Raw genomic sequence first — 16,612 nt, 5'->3', positions numbered from 1 at the left:
CTGCGGAGATAGCTTGGTGTATAAGAGAAACCACTGTGGGTAGTGTATGCCACCACTCTCAAGTATGCTTTGTTCCCAAGAATCTCGTGACTTTAGTCATGAGAGGTTCAAGCCCTGTAGTTTGAAAATAAAAGCACTATTCAAGAAGTAGCTTATAGCTAAGGGAATAAATAGCATGAGTCTTGAGCAAAAGCGAGCAAGATTGATACGACTATAAAGATTTGTAATGACACTGGTGGGGTTTAAGCAGCCTTGAGGAATGCGTTCACCTGTAATGGAAAGAATCGGTATCCATTCATTTATATTTCTGTTCGGATTAATCCTTTGCAAATTGATTTAGACGATAAAAATAACCCGCCTGCAATTGTTTAGAACTGTAGGTGGGTTATTTTTTAAACAATAATCTTATTGTAAATGGAAAAAGACCAAACCAACGATTACTATAAATCGATTGATTTTTATTCACTTTCCCTTCTTTACGCTCTTGTTTCGTTTTATTCATATGCGTCACAAGTTGCTCCGTTATAAATTTTACATATTCATTATGAGACATATATCCATCATCTTTTCCATCAATTTTTTATTACTCAACTTTCGACATCAACAATAAGATGAGTTCCAACCGTTCACTTGGTTAAGTTAAGCTGCGCAGTTTAGATCAAATGCGTAATAATTTGCGAAAAGAGCAGATGTAAATACTTCTTAGGGCAAACAGTTAATCTAAAGTCAACGTCAGCACCATATCTACCTTCCACTCCGCGAAAGTTGAGTTATTAGTATTTGAATAAGAAAATAAAAATATACGTGAAATAGTAAAAAAAGTTGTAAAAATAGCAGGACTATTATAAAATAGTGTCGAATATAATAATAAATACCTATATCACTTCATGTGAGGGGGTGAAAATTTGCCTAATCCAGCAGCAACAATAGCGAACAAGCTACTGGAAGATGCTTGTCAAAAAAACGCCTCTGATATTCATTTCTATCCTTTTCCAAATAAAGATAAAATAAATGTTTATTACCGTTTGTTAGGAACACGCACATTTATAAAGACGATAAAAACTTCCATATATGAACTGTTACTAACCTATTTTAAGTTCTCCTCTGGTATGGACATTGGGGAGATTAGAAAACCACAAAACGGCACATTGCCATATGTTAGTAATAGTAAGAAAAACTTCTCCCTACGTTTATCAACTCTTCCATTAACGAACTTAGAAAGTTTAACAATTCGAATTTTACCACAAGAAGAAAAAACAGTATTAGAACAATTATTTCTCTTTCCCAACCAATTTAAAAAAATGCGTCGTTGGCTACGACATCAATCAGGGATCATTTTGCTTACCGGACCGACTGGGTGTGGGAAGACGACAACAATGTACGCCTTACTTGAATCAATGCTGCAAGAAAAGTCCTTTCAGGCGATCACCTTAGAAGACCCGATTGAAAGAAAATTGGAGGATGTCATTCAAGTAGAAGTAAATGATAGAGCAGGAATATCGTATCAAACAGGACTAAAGGCTGCCTTGAGGCATGATCCAGATGTGTTGATGATCGGTGAAATAAGGGATCAAGAAACGGCGAAATTTGCCTTTCAAGCATCGCTAACTGGACATTTAGTTTTAAGTACGTTACACGCCAAAAATGCGAAAGGGACGATTGAACGATTAGTTGATTTAGGTATCAATCGTGTAGAAATTGGTCAAACACTTATTGCAGTAGCAGCAATTCAATTATTGCCAATCGAAAAGCATGGGAAAACAACTAGTCGAGCAGCAATTGTGGAATTGTTGGATGGTGACGTTTTACAAAAAATTATTACAGGAGATGAACAAACAGTGTTCGATAAATTTCATTCATTTAACCATTTAAGAGAGAAGGCTTATATTTATGGCTTCATTTCTAAAGAAGTTTATTATAAATCGTCCTTCTAGGTTAAAAGTGAAGGATGAAACACAACTACTTTTTTTGAAAAGGTTGCATCGCTTACTAGAAAGTGGGTATTCCCTTCTTGGAGCACTTGAGGTGATGAAATGGGATAAATTGATGTATCACATCGCTGATAAACTAATTCTTCTGTTAAAAAGGGGATATCCAATTGATAAAGCTTTTGCCAATGTGCAATTTCACGGGACGATCGTTTCTTATTTATATTTTGTACGAATAAATGGTAATTTAATTTCTAGTCTTGATAAAAGTATTTCAATGTTTGAACATCGAATAACATATATAAAAAAATTTACACAAGTTATTCGTTATCCGATCATTTTATTTTTTGTTTTTATTTTCCTCTTACTTTTCCTTAAACAATCTGTATTACCTTCTTTTATGGAACTTTTCCAATCAAGTTCGGATTCTTCCACTACCGTATTATATTCAATTTTAATCATTGACATCATGAGCACAATCTTTATTGTTTGTGTGATGGTCGTTCTTTTAGGGAGTTTATTTTGGCATTTTTATAAACGAAAAATATCAACCGATAAACAAATTTCGCTTTATGAAAAATTACCAATTTATCGTTCCTTTAAAAGAATGGAAACATCCTACTATTTTGCTACCCATATGAGCATGTTCCTAAAAGCAGGATTATCGATAAAAGATATTTTGAAAAATATGAGTGAACAAGAAAAACTACCAATATTAGCTTATTATGCACAATTAATGACTATAAGCTTGAAAAGTGGCTACTATATTGATCATTTATTACAAAGTTTATCTTTAATGGAAAAACAATTGGCAACAATTTTTCAAAAAAATAATAATACGGAATCGTTGGAGCAAGATTTAACGACATATGCTGATTTTTTAGCGGAAAATTTAGAACAAAAAGTGTTAAAAATCATTACATTTATTCAACCAGTATTTTTTGTCACATTAGCATGTTTTATCATTTTCATTTATATCACGTTAATGTGGCCGATGTTTCAATTAATCCAAAATGTGTAAAGGAGAATTAACATGTTTAAAAATCAAAATGCATTCACGCTGATAGAGATGTTGATCGTCTTAATGATCATTACGGTGCTGATTATCCTAATCATTCCAAATATAACGGATAAAAGTAAAGATGTTCATTCAAAAGGTTGTGAGGCACTTGTTGCAACAGTTCAAGCACAAGTAAATGCATACCAATTGGATCAAGGAGTATTACCTAGTACGTTAAATAGTTTAGTAACAGAAGATTATATTACAAGTGAACAAACAACTTGTCAAAATGGAAAAACGTTAACTTATAACAGTTCAAAAGGAATTGTGAGCATCGAATGAAGGAGGTAAAAGGCTTTACATTCATCGAGTTAGTATTTGTATTATTTATTATTTCGCTATTAACATTTCTAGTAATACCAGGGCTTTTCTCGACTTTGAAAAAACAACAAACGAAACAATTTTTCACTACGTTTGATGCAGATATACTCTATATTCAAAATAGCGCTCTTGGTACACAGCAACATGTTCGAATTTTGTTTGAAGAAGATTATTATGTCATTAGAAATAACAGGACAAAAGAGGCAATTAAACGATATTACCCTGAACATATTTCACGTATAACTAAATCAAATAATCGGATTTCATTTAATGATAGTGGAACAGTTATTAGCCCATTCTCATATCGTTTTGAAGATGAGACAACAACATACAAAATAGTGTTTCCATTAGGAAAAGGAAGACATTATATTGAAGAACAATAAAGCGTTTACGTTTATTGAGGCTTTAGTCGCGATGAGTATTTTAATGATGCTCGTCGTAACGATTATTCCAATTCATACACTAATGAAACAGGAGAGGAAAGTGTTACGAGACAGACGGTTGATCGTTTCAAAACTTCATGATGAATTACAACATATGGTTTGGAGTAATGAAGAGCTTCAACATGTTTCTATCACAATCAATCAAAGACATGTTAATATCGAATTTCAACTAGAGAATGAGTTAATCAAAGGATGTGCTACATGGGAAAATGTTAAACAAAAAGAAGAAACTTTTTGCCTGTTTGGTAAGAGAGAAGAACGATGGATTCACGATGATTGAGCTCCTGTTAACACTTATGATTATCACGATGACATTACCATTCGTTGCGTTATTTTTTAGTTATATCAACACACCTTCATTTGAAGAAGATATGTCTATACAACAGTTTTTTATATTTTTACGTAATGATGCTTTATTAGCGGATAATGTTTATAGTGAAAATAATAAATTATTTTTCAATTTAACAACAAACGAAATAGCGAAAATAGAGTATTACCCATCGTTAATTCGTAGACAAGTCAATGGTAAAGGACATGAAATATACGTAAGGGATATAGCTTCCCTTACCATAGAATCTTTACCATATGGATCAAAAATAATTGTTCAAACAGTAAAAGGAGAGACATATGAAAAAACGATTGCCCACTATGATTAATGAAAGAGGCTTTTATTTGCCATATGCTTTAATCGTTTCTGTCATTATACTCTCGATTATTACTACCTCTATTTTTATTTATCAAAACGAGCTTAACATTACTCGTTCATTACTTGATCAAATTGAAGTTGAAACGTTGATTCAAATGGGGAAAACACAATTTATAAAAGATGAATGGTATAATCATCAAGATAAGGGGCAAGTTAATTATGAATTTCCACCTGGAAAAGTTCACATAACATTTGAATGGATAGCAGACGATTTGGTAGAAATGGAATTTAACATTATGACAAACAATCAATTTTCCTTCATGATTTTTCATCGAATGTCTGTTGGCGAATGAAGAAGTGAAATGTTTGTTGCAAATTTGTGAACGAAGGACTTGTTCATTCCTAAAAAAATGAATGACATTCTTGCTTACCTATAAGCTGTATCTAGCTTCAACCTTTTTTGACAAAAGAGTTGATTGCTCCCTAAGTTTTCTTTACTTTCTTATGTCCGTAGTTTATAATGAATTTGTATTAGGTTACGTAAAAGGAGGGGAAAAAGCATGGATCGAATGTTTCGTGTGCTTGCCTTTTGGACAGGGATCTTTACTATTATGTTTTATGTAGGTGAAATGTATACTACGTCTGTTTTATTCCTTGTGCAAACGGCTTTTTTCCTAACACTTAGTTATCTGAATCTTTCAGAACGAATGTATATGTATTTGTTCGGTGCGTACTTAACAGTGTTTATGATTGGGTTTACATGGTATTCTGAATTTATTATGGTACCTGGATTCGGTCACTAAACAAAAATCCTCTACTAAATTATTAGTAGAGGATTTTTCCATTTAAGATGTGTTCAAAACAGAGGATAAGAAGGGGTGAAGTCAGCTAAGATCGCTGACATCTTAGGACCCCGCTAAATACTCGTCCCATCGTAAAACTTTTGTATCTGACTCGGGTGTAGTAAACGTTGTGCGGCGCATCAAGGCGGTGTAGCTCCCGGCAATGGAGCGTGTGCATGTTAATTACGTGAGTAGAGTAGCTTAAGAGCAAGTCAATGAGAAAACATGCCACTAAAGAAAACATGCCACTTCATAGGGGGATGCCGACATTAGGCGCAAAGCCTGTCCTTAGTCGGCCTTTCCTAAAATAGCCGTTAGGCGAAGTCAGAGATGATGTTGCACTTTTGTAAACAAATACTTATTTAGAAAGCCTTTACTGTAAGAACTTTTTTACTGCCAAAGAAATGCGAAGGGTCATTTTTACAAGCCTTTTGAACAACCTTTTTAAGTGGAAAAGTTTTCGGTTAAATAAAGGATACCACCATTAATAATGTCGAATGTTATTTGTGGTTGAAGCCTTGCCGTTACCTCCTCGATCTCTTTGTTCATGTCAGTTTCCTCTTCACTATCTTCATAAAAATGATGGATCATCATCGTTTCTTCTTTTAGCAACTGAATGGATTCAAGTGCCCATTGATGCTCCATGTTATTCACATAGGACTCCACATAGCTTTCGATTCGTAATAAACCACTTTTTACTTTAATTAATGGCGAGATCGTATAACAATGATTAGAAATTTTCGGTTTAAGCTGTATTTTTTCCAATCTTTGCATCATATCAAAAAGGAAAGTACCATTAATTAGATTTAACCCAATGGATAAAAGTTCTTCTTTTTTTTGCTTCCCTTCGTACATAATACAAATATTTGTTAAAAGCCATGGTTGCAACATCGTATTATTCATTACTTCTACATTTTCGTAAAGATGGATAAATTTACTCGTTTTACTTAAATATTGATATATTTGCTCCAGCCTAGGACTGCCAAAGTGGATCCATTCACCTTCATCTGCTTTTTCGGGGTCTGTAATAAAAGTTAATTGTTTCGGTTTACCAATATTGCCTGTGGACTCAACATATTGCCAATAAAATGGACGATTCATTAATGCTTTATCCATGTCGATCGTTAGTTGCACTGTCATTTTTCCAGCCTCTTGTTTCTGGATTTCACAATGATGTGATGTGAAAAATTGGATAAGAAATTGTTCGATATTAAGTGGATTACCCATGTTTTTCCTCGCCATATTCATCACTCATGTCATGGACAATTGAAATAAAATTATCCATCTTAATTTGCATTTCTCCAACGGTTTGTGATTCTTCCACCATTTGCATAAATTCGTCTTCTACATTATTAATTTCAAGTGTTGCTAAAATCTTATCCAATTTACCGATCACCCGTTCAAAAATATCAATTTTCTCATACAGTAATTTCATCACATGTTCCTCTAACGTATTTTCAATGGCAAAATTATAAATATGAACATCATTTTTTTGTCCAAATCGATGAATTCGTCCGATTCGTTGTTCGAGTCTCATAGGGTTCCAAGGAAGGTCATAGTTAATAATGTAATGGCAAAATTGTAGATTAATCCCTTCTCCACCAGCTTCAGTCGCAATCATTACTTGTTTATCGTTTTTAAATAATTGTTTAATCCAATCTTTTCTTCCTTTTTTTAACCCACCACGAAAGGCGACAGAAGAAATATGATGCTGATCTAAATACCATTGTAAATAATATTGTGTCGCACGGTATTCCGTAAATACAATTACTTTCTCCCCTTTAAAAGATTGAATGAGTTCGACTAATTTTTGTGCTTTTATATGATGAGGCAATGCTGCAATGTCATTTAATAATGGCTCATTTACACTTTTTACTTGTTCATTTTTGCTATTTTGTAACGATAAATAGCAAGCTTCCCGGGAAGAACATAATTCTTTTAAAAAAGTAATCTTTGAAAGGGATGAAAAGCCATGGAAAAAATCATTTATTTTTTCATATACTTTTTGTTCTTCAACAGAAAACTGTAACCAAACGGAATGAACATTTCGTTTCACTTCATCGAGTAACGTATCTTTCCGCCGATTTCGAACCATTACTTTTTGAATTAATTTATTTAAATAGGTGTCTTGTAACTTTTCAGCTTTAATTTTTCCGTATTTTTTTGTAAACGTTTCATAACTACCTAAATATCCCGGTTTTAAAATGGTGACTAAATTAAATAATTCGATCAATTTATTTTGGATTGGGGTAGCTGTTAGTAGAAGACAATATTTTTTCTTTAATGCACGTACAAAAGAATAATTAACTGTTTTATGATTTTTTAATTTATGTGCTTCATCTACAATAATAAGATCATAATCAATATTTAATATTGCTTCACGATGTGGCTCTCTTTTAGCTAAATCAATCGATGTGACAAAAATTGGATAATCATTCCAACGATAGTTTTTTCGGTAACTAGCAGCAGGGATATAGAATTTTTCATGTAATTCTTGAATCCATTGGTTTACAAGAGAAGCCGGAACGAGCAGAAGTGCTTTTTTCACAAGACCTCTTATCATATATTCTTTTAAAATAAGACCAGCTTCGATCGTTTTACCGAGTCCAACCTCATCAGCTAAAATAGCACGACCATTCATATCTTCCATAACTGTTTTTACCGTGTTGATTTGGTGATCTAAAAAGGTCATATGAGGTAAATAGGATAATCCTTTTAACTCGTTAAATTCTGTCACCATTGTCGCTTTTTTCATTTGATAATGTAGATGAAACTGTTCCCAATTCGTTAGATGTTGATTTGATTCAATTGCTTCTTCCAATTGCTCAAGAAATAGTTGATCTTTTTGAATAATAATATTTGACATAGTAATCCCCTTTTAGAATATGATGTTTTAATCAGAAAGAATAAATGGTATAATACAAAAAATAGCAAATAATGGTCCTTACTACTAGTATGAACAAATTTGCCGAGAATATAATGTGAATAAGTACAAGGAGAGTTTACGAGTAAAAAAGATGTGTTTCATCAAATAGGAAAACTCCTGGATCGTACACACATGACAAACAGAAAGAAACGTTACCAAAACAGGGATTTCCTAATAACTTAGTGAAATCTCTGTTTTCATTTTTGGAAAATTTGTGATAAGGAGAGGATAAATTGATTTCATTAAAACGCACCCCATTATATGAGGAGTATAAGCAACTTGGAGCGAAAATGATTGATTTTGGAGGGTGGGAGTTACCTGTTCAATTCTCTAGCATTATGCATGAACATGAAGTGACTAGAACGAAAACAAGTCTTTTTGACGTTTCCCATATGGGGGAAATTACCGTAATTGGAGAGGATAGTTTAGCATTTCTTCAAAAGCTAGTTACAAATGATGTAGCAAAATTAACACCAAATAAAGTGCAGTATTCACTCATGTGTAATGAATATGGTGGAATAATCGATGATTTTTTAATTTATATGATCGATGTCCATCATTATATGTTAGTTGTAAATGCTGCCAATCTTGAAAAAGACTTGGCATGGTTAAAAAAACATACAGAGAGTTTTACACAACTTTCGATTAGAGATGACTCTGCATCATTTGCCTTACTTGCCCTACAGGGACCAGAAGCAGAAAAAGTATTACAACGAATAACGAATGAAAAGATTGCAGAAATCAATGCATTTACCTTCCGGCAACATGTGTATTTTCCAGACATTCACGCTGAAGCTCTCGTTTCTCGTACAGGATATACAGGAGAAGATGGGTTTGAAATCTATCTGAATGCCGAAAAAAGTCGTCTATTATGGAATTTATTATTAAAAGCAGGAAAAGATGTTGGCATCGAGCCAGCTGGTCTAGGTGCAAGGGACACACTTCGGTTTGAGGCAGGTTTACCACTTTATGGTCAAGAGTTAACCGAATCAATTTCACCAATTGAAGCTGGACTACGTTTTGCTGTAAAAGTGCAGAAGGATACGAATTTTATTGGCAAGGAAATAATCCGAAGCGAAATCGAAAATGGCCCTAAAAGAAAAATGGTCGGCATTGAAATGATGGACAAAGGAATTCCACGTACAGGTTATAAACTGATAGGTGAGAATGGAAACATTATTGGCGCAGTAACATCGGGCACCTATTCTCCGACACTAAAGAAAAACATTGGATTAGCTTTGGTAAATACACCATTTAGTGAAATAGGTAATACTATTTGGGTTCAGGTGCGGAAACGGAAATTAAAAGCTAAAATTGTATCAACCCCATTTTACCGTCGGGCAAAATAAAGGAGGATATGCATGGACTTTCGTTATTTACCAATGACTGAAAAGGATAAAGAAGCAATGTTAGAAACGATCGGAATTACATCAACAGAAGAATTATTTGCTGATATACCAGAAGATATTCGGCTACAAAGGGCATATAAACTAAAACAAGCAGCAAGTGAAATGGAATTAGAAAAAGAATTAACAGACCTTGCGAATAAAAATATGAACACAAAAAACATTAGTTCTTTTTTAGGAGCAGGTGTATATCATCATTTTATTCCTTCCGTCGTTCACCATATGATATCCAGATCAGAATTTTACACCGCATATACACCATATCAGCCAGAAATTTCTCAAGGGGAATTACAAGCAATATTCGAATTTCAATCGATGATCTGTGAAATAACAGGAATGGATGTTGCTAATTCTTCACTTTATGACGGTGGAACAGCATTAGGGGAAGCAATCAATGTAAGTTATGGGCAAACAAAGCGTAAAAAGATCATCGTCTCTGAAACCGTTCATCCTGAATATCGGGAAGTCATTCACACGTATGGACGTGGGTTTCAGTTAGAGATCGTCGAAATAAAAGCAACGAATGGAATAACTGATTTAGCTCTTTTAGAAGAGGAGCTAGATGAAGAGACAGCAGCCGTTGTTATTCAATATCCAAACTTTTTGGGTCAAATGGAACCATTACAAAAAATTGAAAAATTAATAAAAGATCCAAAAACATTGTTTATTACATCTTGTAATCCATTAGCTTTAGGATATTTAACAACTCCAGCAGAATTTGGCGCGGATATCGTTGTTGGCGATACGCAAGTTTTTGGCATCCCCGCCCAATTTGGTGGCCCACATTGTGGGTATTTTGCAACGACGAAAAAGCTAATGCGAAAAATGCCAGGTAGATTAGTTGGGCAAACGACAGATGAAAATGGATTACGTGGTTTTGTGTTAACATTACAAGCGCGTGAACAACATATTAGAAGGGATAAAGCTACCTCTAATATTTGTTCAAATCAAGCATTATATGCACTGGCAAGTTCAGTGGCTATGACAGCCTTAGGACAAGAAGGAATCCGAGAAGTGGCCTACATTAATATGCAAAAAGCTCGTTATCTCAAAAGTAAATTAATAGAACTAAATATCTCCATTCCATTTTCAGGTGCATTTTTTAATGAATTTGTTATCGATCTAAAACAACCTATCGAAAAAGTGAATGAAAAATTGAGAAAGAAGAACATAATTGGCGGATATGATTTAGGAAAAACATATCCAGAGCTTGAGGGGAATATGTTAGTTGCCGTCACCGAAGTTAAGACAAAAGAAGAGCTAGATTTATTCGTAAAAGAATTGGGGGATTTGTATGAGAACTAAAAATTATCCACTTATTTTTGAACGAAGTAAACAAGGGAGAAAAAGTTATAGTTTGCCTCCATTAGATGTTCCCGAATTAAAGCTAGACGATGAAATAGAGGAAGATTATATAAGGAAAAATAAAGCTAATCTCCCAGAAGTAAGTGAATTAGAATTAATTAGGCATTATACAGGATTATCGACCCGAAATTTTGGCATTGATTCAGGTTTTTATCCTTTAGGCTCCTGTACGATGAAATACAATCCTAAACTTAATGAAGATATAGCAAAACTGGATGGATTTAGTTATATTCATCCATATCAAGATCCTCAAACGGTTCAAGGTGCATTAGAAGTGATGTATGATCTTGGAAAACATTTACGAGAAATTACAGGAATGGAAGAAGTATCATTGCAACCAGCAGCAGGGGCACATGGCGAATGGACAGCATTGTTAATGATTCGGGCCTTTCATGAAGCGAATGGTGATATGAATCGAACGAAGGTGCTTATTCCTGATTCAGCCCATGGAACAAATCCAGCATCTGCAACTGTTGCTGGTTTTGAATCCGTAACGATTCAAACAAATGAACAAGGATTAGTCGATTTGGAAGACTTAAAAAAGGCTGTAGGAAAAGACACTGCCGCTTTAATGTTGACAAATCCAAATACGTTGGGGCTATTTGAAACAGAAATTATGGAGATGGCGGAAATTGTTCATGATGCAGGAGGAAAGTTGTATTATGATGGGGCAAATTTAAATGCAATTATGGGATATGTACGACCAGGTGACATGGGATTTGATGCAGTACATTTAAATTTACATAAAACGTTTACAGGACCACATGGGGGTGGGGGACCGGGGTCTGGACCAATTGCTGTGACAGGGGAGCTAGCACCTTTTTTACCAAAACCGTTAATAAAAAAGCAAGGGAATACGTACGTCTTTGATGAGGATCTACCACAATCAATTGGCAGGGTGAAGCCATATTACGGAAATTTCGGTATTAATCTGAGGGCATATACGTATATTCGAACGATGGGAGCGACTGGACTGAAAAAAGTGAGTGAATATGCTGTATTAAATGCGAACTATATGATGCGTAAACTATCGAGAGAGTATGATTTGCCTTTTAAACAGCATTGTAAACATGAATTTGTTCTGTCAGGAAAAAAACAAAAAATGCTCGGTGTCCGAACATTAGATATTGCTAAACGATTGCTCGATTATGGTTTTCATCCTCCAACCATCTATTTTCCGCTAAATGTGGAAGAGGCATTAATGATTGAACCGACTGAAACGGAGTCAAAAGACACGTTGGATCTTTTTATTGACACGATGTTACAAATTGCAGAGGAAACTAGGTTAAACCCGGAAATTGTCCAAGATGCACCACATCATACAGTAGTAAAAAGGATGGATGAAACGACAGCTGCAAGAAGGCCGATATTAAAGTATGACCTTTAAAAGAAAAAGAATCTTTTTATGGTGATGATAAAATGGCTCGCGTGATTATATTTTTGGTCAATAACAAAAACGCGACAAAACATTTCAGACAATAAAAAAAGTCAAAGGAAGTTCATTTTCCTTTGACTATTTTTTTTGATCGATTTTTCCTGTCCACTTTTTAAAGCCGCCCTTTAGTATATTAATATCTTCATATTTATTTTTTCGTAAAATGTGAGCTGCTCTAGAAGAACGAGTAGTATTTTGACAATATAAATAAACAGGTTTATCAGAGCGTAATGCATTCAAACTTTGTTTTAATTGTGTGAGTGGAATGTTTCTAGCGCCTCTAATATGACCACGTTCAAATTCTTGTGGCTCCCTCACATCGATCAGTTGTGCTTTTCGATATCCTTCGATAAATTGATCCTGTGTTAAGACAGTTAAATACGCTTTTTGTCTAAAATAACTAAAAATATAAAATCCGATTAACAGAACTAAAATAATGATCAAATATGTCGTCATTTCTAAAAATCCCCCAATTATTATACGTATACAGTATATATTATAAGGATAAAGAGTAGAATTTACAATGTTTATTCAAATGAGACATTAAAATGAAAACGTACTACGAAAAAATGTACATTATTTACTCAACTTTCGCAAAGTGAAATTGATAAAAAGTCTTCATTGAATTAAGGGGATGTAGATACAGTACTCAATTGACTTTGGGTTAATTGTTTGCTCTAAGCGGTTTGTATGCATCTGTTTGAACTCATTTTATTGGTTATTTACTATTATTTTCGTAAGCGATTAAAATGACTTCTTCTTTTACCTCGTCACAAAGCCGCTTTTCGAGTAAACGTATTTGCTCAATTGTTTCGTGTGATAATTTGGCGAAGTCGTATTGCTTTTTTTCGATGTTGAACACCTCTTTACTCTTTTTTGAAGTAGTCGTAAAATAAAGGATTAATTTCAAATTTGTTTTTCTATTTTTATTATTAGTTGTTCAAATAAAATGTATGTATGGAATAAAGAAGAAAATACGCTAAAAAGCTTGGTTTTACGATCATCTAGTAAATTGACAAAAAAATGAGTAAAGTGCAAATAATTCAATATATAGATTTTTTATTTCTTTTTCACGACTACATATTGATTTTTTAGGACTTTTTGTGTATGTTAGTAGTAATCATTTAAATCGTTTTATCCTAAAACGATTTGTAAGGAGCGATTAAATTGTCGACGACGATACATGCCAAAACTGAAATTAATGTACAAGCATTAAATGAGGATATAAAATTATTTCCCCAAGTTCATCCGATTACATCAGATATGCAATTGACGCATGAAGGTGTTTCGAGACTAGTTATGTTAGATCGTTATGCCTTTAAGGATACAGAGAAAAAAACATTAAAACAGGATGATTTTGTCGTTCTTACTGTTAAACCTGATCCGAAATTTCCCGCGCGTGGATTTGGATTTGTCGAGTCTATTGATTGGGAAAACAAACAAGCAAGAATAAAGGTTGCAGAAGAATTTCGTTCGGTATTGGAAGACGAAAAAGAAATTGAAACTGGGATTGTAAAGCGAGATCTAGATGTAATCGATAAACCACTTGAAATTTTTTATGAACAAATTGCAATGAGAAATGCTACAGGCCTTTCCTCTGTTGAATCGACAGTAGCAAAGAAAAAAGAGTCCTTTAAGAAGTTTACAAAGGAACTTGCGGAGTTAAATTTTATCCCAGCTGGCCGTGTTCTTTATGGTGCTGGTTCTGAAACAGATGTTACTTATTTTAATTGCTATGTCATGCCCTATATTCAAGATTCCCGTGAAGGAATTTCGGATCATCGGAAACAGGTGATGGAAATCATGTCTCGTGGTGGTGGTGTTGGAACAAATGGTTCGACTTTAAGGCCACGTAATACACTTGCAAGAGGTGTAAATGGCAAATCATCTGGTTCTGTTTCATGGCTTGATGACATTGCAAAACTAACTCATCTTGTTGAACAAGGTGGTTCGAGACGGGGAGCACAGATGATTATGCTTGCTGACTGGCATCCCGATATCATCGAATTTATTATTTCCAAAATGCAAAATCCAAGAATTTTACGTTATTTAATCGAAAACACAGAAGATGAGCAAATCAAACAACTAGCCCATGAAAAATTAAAATTTACACCTTTAACGGAAACTGAAAAAGATTTATACCAAGGAATTATTAATTATAAAAACATGCCTGGATTAGGTGGATTTACAAAAGAAGCGATTCGTGAAGCAGAAGAAAAGTTGAAAACTGGGGGAACGTATTCTGTTCACAATTCCGAATTTTTAACAGGAGCAAACATTTCTGTCTGTTTAACAAAAGAATTTATGGAAGCAGTTGAACAGAATGACGAATATGCATTACGATTTCCGAATGTAGAAAATTACTCATCAGAGGAAATGAAAATGTATAATGAAGAATGGCATCAAATTGGGGATGTTCGTGAGTGGGAGAAACGCGGTTTTGATGTCAGAACTTACCGTAGAATAAAAGCAAAGGAATTATGGGATTTAATTAATATTTGTGCTACATATTCAGCAGAACCTGGTATTTTCTTTATTGATAATGCAAACGATATGACGAATGCCAAAGCGTATGGGGATCAAGTTGTAGCGACTAATCCGTGTGGAGAACAACCGCTTGCACCTTATTCTGTTTGTAATTTAGCGGCTATTAACTTAGCACAAATGGCAAATAAAGAAACGAAAACAGTGAACTTCGATAAATTGATCGAGACAGTGAAGGTAGGCGTACGTATGCAGGATAATGTCATTGATGCGACGCCATATTTCCTAGAAGACAATAAAAAGCAAGCACTCGGTGAACGCCGTGTTGGTCTTGGTGTCATGGGATTGCATGACTTGCTCATTTATTGTGAAACACAGTATGGATCAAAAGAAGGTAATGAGTTAGTTGATAAAATTTTTGAAACGATTGCAACCACCGCTTACCGTGCATCTATTGAAATTGCCAAAGAAAAAGGTAGTTTTCCGTATTTGATTGGAAAGACGGAGGAAGAAACAAGAGCATTACGGGAAGCATTTATCAATACAGGCTATATGAAACAAATGCCATTTGATATTAAAGAAGATATTATTAAATATGGGATAAGAAATTCACATTTATTAACGGTGGCACCAACAGGGTCAACTGGCACGATGGTTGGTGTAAGTACAGGGCTTGAACCATACTTTTCGTTTTCTTATTACCGCAGTGGACGATTAGGTAAATTTATTGAAGTAAAAGCAAAAATTGTGCAAGAATATCTTGATGCACATCCAGATCAAGATGCAGACAATTTACCAGATTGGTTCATTACGGCAATGGAATTAAGTCCAGAAGCACATGCCGATACACAATGTGTCATTCAACGTTGGATTGATAGCTCAATCTCTAAAACGGTAAACGCGCCAAGAGGCTATACTGTTTCACAAGTTGAAAGTGTCTATCAGCGACTGTATAAAGGTGGAGCCAAAGGTGGAACTGTCTATGTTGACGGAAGTCGAGATTCCCAAGTGCTTACATTAAAGGCAGAGGAAACTTCTTTTGAGGAAGAATACGAAAATGAAGAAGATTATGTCGTTGCCAAACCAAAAATTGTGCTGATGGATACGATTCAAGAACTAGAGAAAACAAATGTAACGATCGGTTCTGAAGTAGGTGACCGTTGTCCAGTATGTAGAAAAGGTCATGTTGCCGAGGTTGGTGGATGTAATACGTGTACTAGTTGTGGAGCACAGCTAAAGTGTGGGTTATAAAAAAAGTAATTGATGTAGGTTTAAAATAAAGTTTTGAAGAGACACCTCTGCGGATATGATTATCTAAAGGGGTGTTTTTTATAAAAATGTCCAGAACACCCGCGATTTCAATCGTGGGATGAATGGACGCCCGGGAGCTATAAATCTAATCTCAAATCCATTTGCAAACACACGTTCCACAAAGTATAATGAAAGTATAAAAACGAGGTGGAACATATGTTGAAACTTAAAGCCTATAAATTTCGGATCTATCCCAATAGAAACCAAGAAGAACTAATTGCTAAAACAATTGGCTGTGCAAGATTTGTGTATAATCATTTCCTTCATCGATGGAATACGACATACTCTGAGACTGGAAAGGGATTATCGTATAATCAATGTTCTGCCATGCTTCCTAAAATGAAAAGGGTAGAAGAAACGGAGTGGTTAAAAGAGGTTGATAGCATTGCCCTTCAGTCCTCCTTGAAAAACCTCGCTGATTCTTTTTCTCGTTTCTTTAAAAAAC

At 34.5% G+C, this 16,612-nt stretch carries 18 protein-coding genes; 13 read left to right on the top strand and 5 right to left on the bottom strand.

Annotation, left to right across the window (positions count from 1 at the left end):
- Positions 1-385: 385 nt before the first annotated feature.
- Entirely contained in the window at positions 386-553 is a 168-nt protein-coding gene (locus tag DFR56_RS22430) for a YqzE family protein (protein WP_110397685.1), read from the bottom strand.
- Positions 554-905: 352 nt separating this feature from the next.
- On the opposite strand from DFR56_RS22430, the gene comGA reads away from it, so the two are divergent.
- The 8 genes from comGA to DFR56_RS22390 all read left to right on the top strand — a co-directional run bounded on the left by comGA (position 906) and on the right by DFR56_RS22390 (position 5,201).
- Positions 906-1,934 carry a competence type IV pilus ATPase ComGA gene (comGA, locus tag DFR56_RS22425; protein ID WP_110397684.1) on the top strand — a complete coding sequence of 343 codons (1,029 nt, stop codon included), beginning with the start codon at positions 906-908 and terminating at the stop codon, positions 1,932-1,934.
- Positions 1,891-2,949, top strand: coding sequence for a competence type IV pilus assembly protein ComGB (gene comGB / locus DFR56_RS22420; RefSeq protein WP_110397683.1), 1,059 nt, complete (start codon positions 1,891-1,893; stop codon positions 2,947-2,949). The genes comGA and comGB overlap by 44 nt, the downstream gene beginning before the upstream one ends.
- A gap of 12 nt (positions 2,950-2,961) precedes the next feature.
- The gene (gene comGC / locus DFR56_RS22415; protein ID WP_110397682.1) at positions 2,962-3,270 is read left to right on the top strand and encodes a competence type IV pilus major pilin ComGC; all 309 of its coding nucleotides are present in this window, start codon (positions 2,962-2,964) and stop codon (positions 3,268-3,270) included.
- Entirely contained in the window at positions 3,267-3,692 is a 426-nt protein-coding gene (comGD, locus tag DFR56_RS22410) for a competence type IV pilus minor pilin ComGD (protein ID WP_110397681.1), read from the top strand. Before comGC ends, comGD begins: the two co-directional genes overlap by 4 nt.
- A complete protein-coding gene (locus DFR56_RS22405) occupies positions 3,679-4,032 on the top strand; it encodes a prepilin-type N-terminal cleavage/methylation domain-containing protein (RefSeq protein ID WP_158525777.1) in 354 nt (117 codons plus the stop codon). The genes comGD and DFR56_RS22405 overlap by 14 nt, the downstream gene beginning before the upstream one ends.
- Positions 4,025-4,408, top strand: coding sequence for a competence type IV pilus minor pilin ComGF (locus tag DFR56_RS22400; protein WP_158525776.1), 384 nt, complete (start codon positions 4,025-4,027; stop codon positions 4,406-4,408). Before DFR56_RS22405 ends, DFR56_RS22400 begins: the two co-directional genes overlap by 8 nt.
- Positions 4,380-4,751 (top strand): hypothetical protein, encoded by a 372-nt coding sequence (locus DFR56_RS22395; protein ID WP_207521492.1) that lies wholly within the window; start codon positions 4,380-4,382, stop codon positions 4,749-4,751. The genes DFR56_RS22400 and DFR56_RS22395 overlap by 29 nt, the downstream gene beginning before the upstream one ends.
- 207 nt (positions 4,752-4,958) lie before the next feature.
- Positions 4,959-5,201, top strand: a complete 243-nt coding sequence (locus DFR56_RS22390) for a DUF2626 domain-containing protein (protein ID WP_110397677.1) — start codon at positions 4,959-4,961, stop codon at positions 5,199-5,201.
- 483 nt (positions 5,202-5,684) lie between these two features.
- On the opposite strand, the gene DFR56_RS22385 is transcribed toward DFR56_RS22390, so the two are convergent.
- Together DFR56_RS22385 and DFR56_RS22380 are read right to left on the bottom strand one after the other, a co-directional pair.
- The gene (locus DFR56_RS22385; RefSeq protein WP_158525775.1) at positions 5,685-6,482 is read right to left on the bottom strand and encodes a YqhG family protein; all 798 of its coding nucleotides are present in this window, start codon (positions 6,480-6,482) and stop codon (positions 5,685-5,687) included.
- Positions 6,460-8,106 carry a DEAD/DEAH box helicase gene (locus DFR56_RS22380; RefSeq protein WP_110397675.1) on the bottom strand — a complete coding sequence of 549 codons (1,647 nt, stop codon included), beginning with the start codon at positions 8,104-8,106 and terminating at the stop codon, positions 6,460-6,462. The genes DFR56_RS22385 and DFR56_RS22380 overlap by 23 nt, the downstream gene beginning before the upstream one ends.
- Before the next feature lie 293 nt (positions 8,107-8,399).
- Here DFR56_RS22380 and gcvT point away from each other — a divergent pair, with 293 nt between their 5' ends.
- The 3 genes from gcvT to gcvPB are packed head-to-tail and all read left to right on the top strand — an operon-like array spanning position 8,400 to position 12,324.
- Entirely contained in the window at positions 8,400-9,515 is a 1,116-nt protein-coding gene (gene gcvT, locus DFR56_RS22375; RefSeq protein ID WP_110397674.1) for a glycine cleavage system aminomethyltransferase GcvT, read from the top strand.
- Positions 9,516-9,527: 12 nt separating this feature from the next.
- Positions 9,528-10,877, top strand: coding sequence for an aminomethyl-transferring glycine dehydrogenase subunit GcvPA (gene gcvPA, locus DFR56_RS22370; protein WP_110397673.1), 1,350 nt, complete (start codon positions 9,528-9,530; stop codon positions 10,875-10,877).
- On the top strand, positions 10,867-12,324 hold the full coding sequence (gene gcvPB / locus DFR56_RS22365) for an aminomethyl-transferring glycine dehydrogenase subunit GcvPB (RefSeq protein ID WP_110397672.1): 1,458 nt from the start codon (positions 10,867-10,869) through the stop codon (positions 12,322-12,324). The genes gcvPA and gcvPB overlap by 11 nt, the downstream gene beginning before the upstream one ends.
- Positions 12,325-12,450: 126 nt before the next feature.
- Here the strand turns inward: gcvPB and DFR56_RS22360 are convergent, their stop codons facing one another.
- A complete protein-coding gene (locus DFR56_RS22360; RefSeq protein ID WP_110397671.1) occupies positions 12,451-12,828 on the bottom strand; it encodes a rhodanese-like domain-containing protein in 378 nt (125 codons plus the stop codon).
- Between the two features lie 262 nt (positions 12,829-13,090).
- The gene (locus DFR56_RS23190) at positions 13,091-13,234 is read right to left on the bottom strand and encodes a hypothetical protein (RefSeq protein ID WP_207521496.1); all 144 of its coding nucleotides are present in this window, start codon (positions 13,232-13,234) and stop codon (positions 13,091-13,093) included.
- 305 nt (positions 13,235-13,539) lie between these two features.
- Here DFR56_RS23190 and DFR56_RS22355 point away from each other — a divergent pair, with 305 nt between their 5' ends.
- A complete protein-coding gene (locus DFR56_RS22355; protein WP_110397670.1) occupies positions 13,540-16,107 on the top strand; it encodes a vitamin B12-dependent ribonucleotide reductase in 2,568 nt (855 codons plus the stop codon).
- 216 nt (positions 16,108-16,323) lie between these two features.
- Positions 16,324-16,612: helix-turn-helix domain-containing protein (locus DFR56_RS22350; protein WP_146214359.1), on the top strand; the 289-nt coding region annotated here is incomplete at its 3' end.

This window comes from Pseudogracilibacillus auburnensis (assembly GCF_003201975.1).
Classification (GTDB): Bacteria; Bacillota; Bacilli; order Bacillales; family Amphibacillaceae; genus Pseudogracilibacillus; species Pseudogracilibacillus auburnensis.
The sequence above is the reverse complement of the archived record's forward strand: the minus strand, read 5'-3'. Positions and strand labels throughout refer to the sequence as shown.

Bases quoted from the DNA above. Each gene is read 5' to 3' on its own strand.
- DFR56_RS22400 (WP_158525776.1), top strand. From the start codon at position 4,025: ATGATTGAGCTCCTGTTAACACTTATGATTATCACGATGACATTACCA.
- DFR56_RS22390 (WP_110397677.1), top strand. From the start codon at position 4,959: ATGGATCGAATGTTTCGTGTGCTTGCCTTTTGGACAGGGATCTTTACT.
- DFR56_RS22395 (WP_207521492.1), top strand. From the start codon at position 4,380: ATGAAAAAACGATTGCCCACTATGATTAATGAAAGAGGCTTTTATTTG.
- DFR56_RS22360 (WP_110397671.1), bottom strand. From the start codon at position 12,828: ATGACGACATATTTGATCATTATTTTAGTTCTGTTAATCGGATTTTAT.
- DFR56_RS22380 (WP_110397675.1), bottom strand. From the start codon at position 8,106: ATGTCAAATATTATTATTCAAAAAGATCAACTATTTCTTGAGCAATTG.
- DFR56_RS22385 (WP_158525775.1), bottom strand. From the start codon at position 6,482: ATGGCGAGGAAAAACATGGGTAATCCACTTAATATCGAACAATTTCTT.
- comGC (WP_110397682.1), top strand. From the start codon at position 2,962: ATGTTTAAAAATCAAAATGCATTCACGCTGATAGAGATGTTGATCGTC.
- comGD (WP_110397681.1), top strand. From the start codon at position 3,267: ATGAAGGAGGTAAAAGGCTTTACATTCATCGAGTTAGTATTTGTATTA.
- comGB (WP_110397683.1), top strand. From the start codon at position 1,891: ATGGCTTCATTTCTAAAGAAGTTTATTATAAATCGTCCTTCTAGGTTA.
- gcvPA (WP_110397673.1), top strand. From the start codon at position 9,528: ATGGACTTTCGTTATTTACCAATGACTGAAAAGGATAAAGAAGCAATG.
- DFR56_RS22430 (WP_110397685.1), bottom strand. From the start codon at position 553: ATGTCTCATAATGAATATGTAAAATTTATAACGGAGCAACTTGTGACG.
- gcvPB (WP_110397672.1), top strand. From the start codon at position 10,867: ATGAGAACTAAAAATTATCCACTTATTTTTGAACGAAGTAAACAAGGG.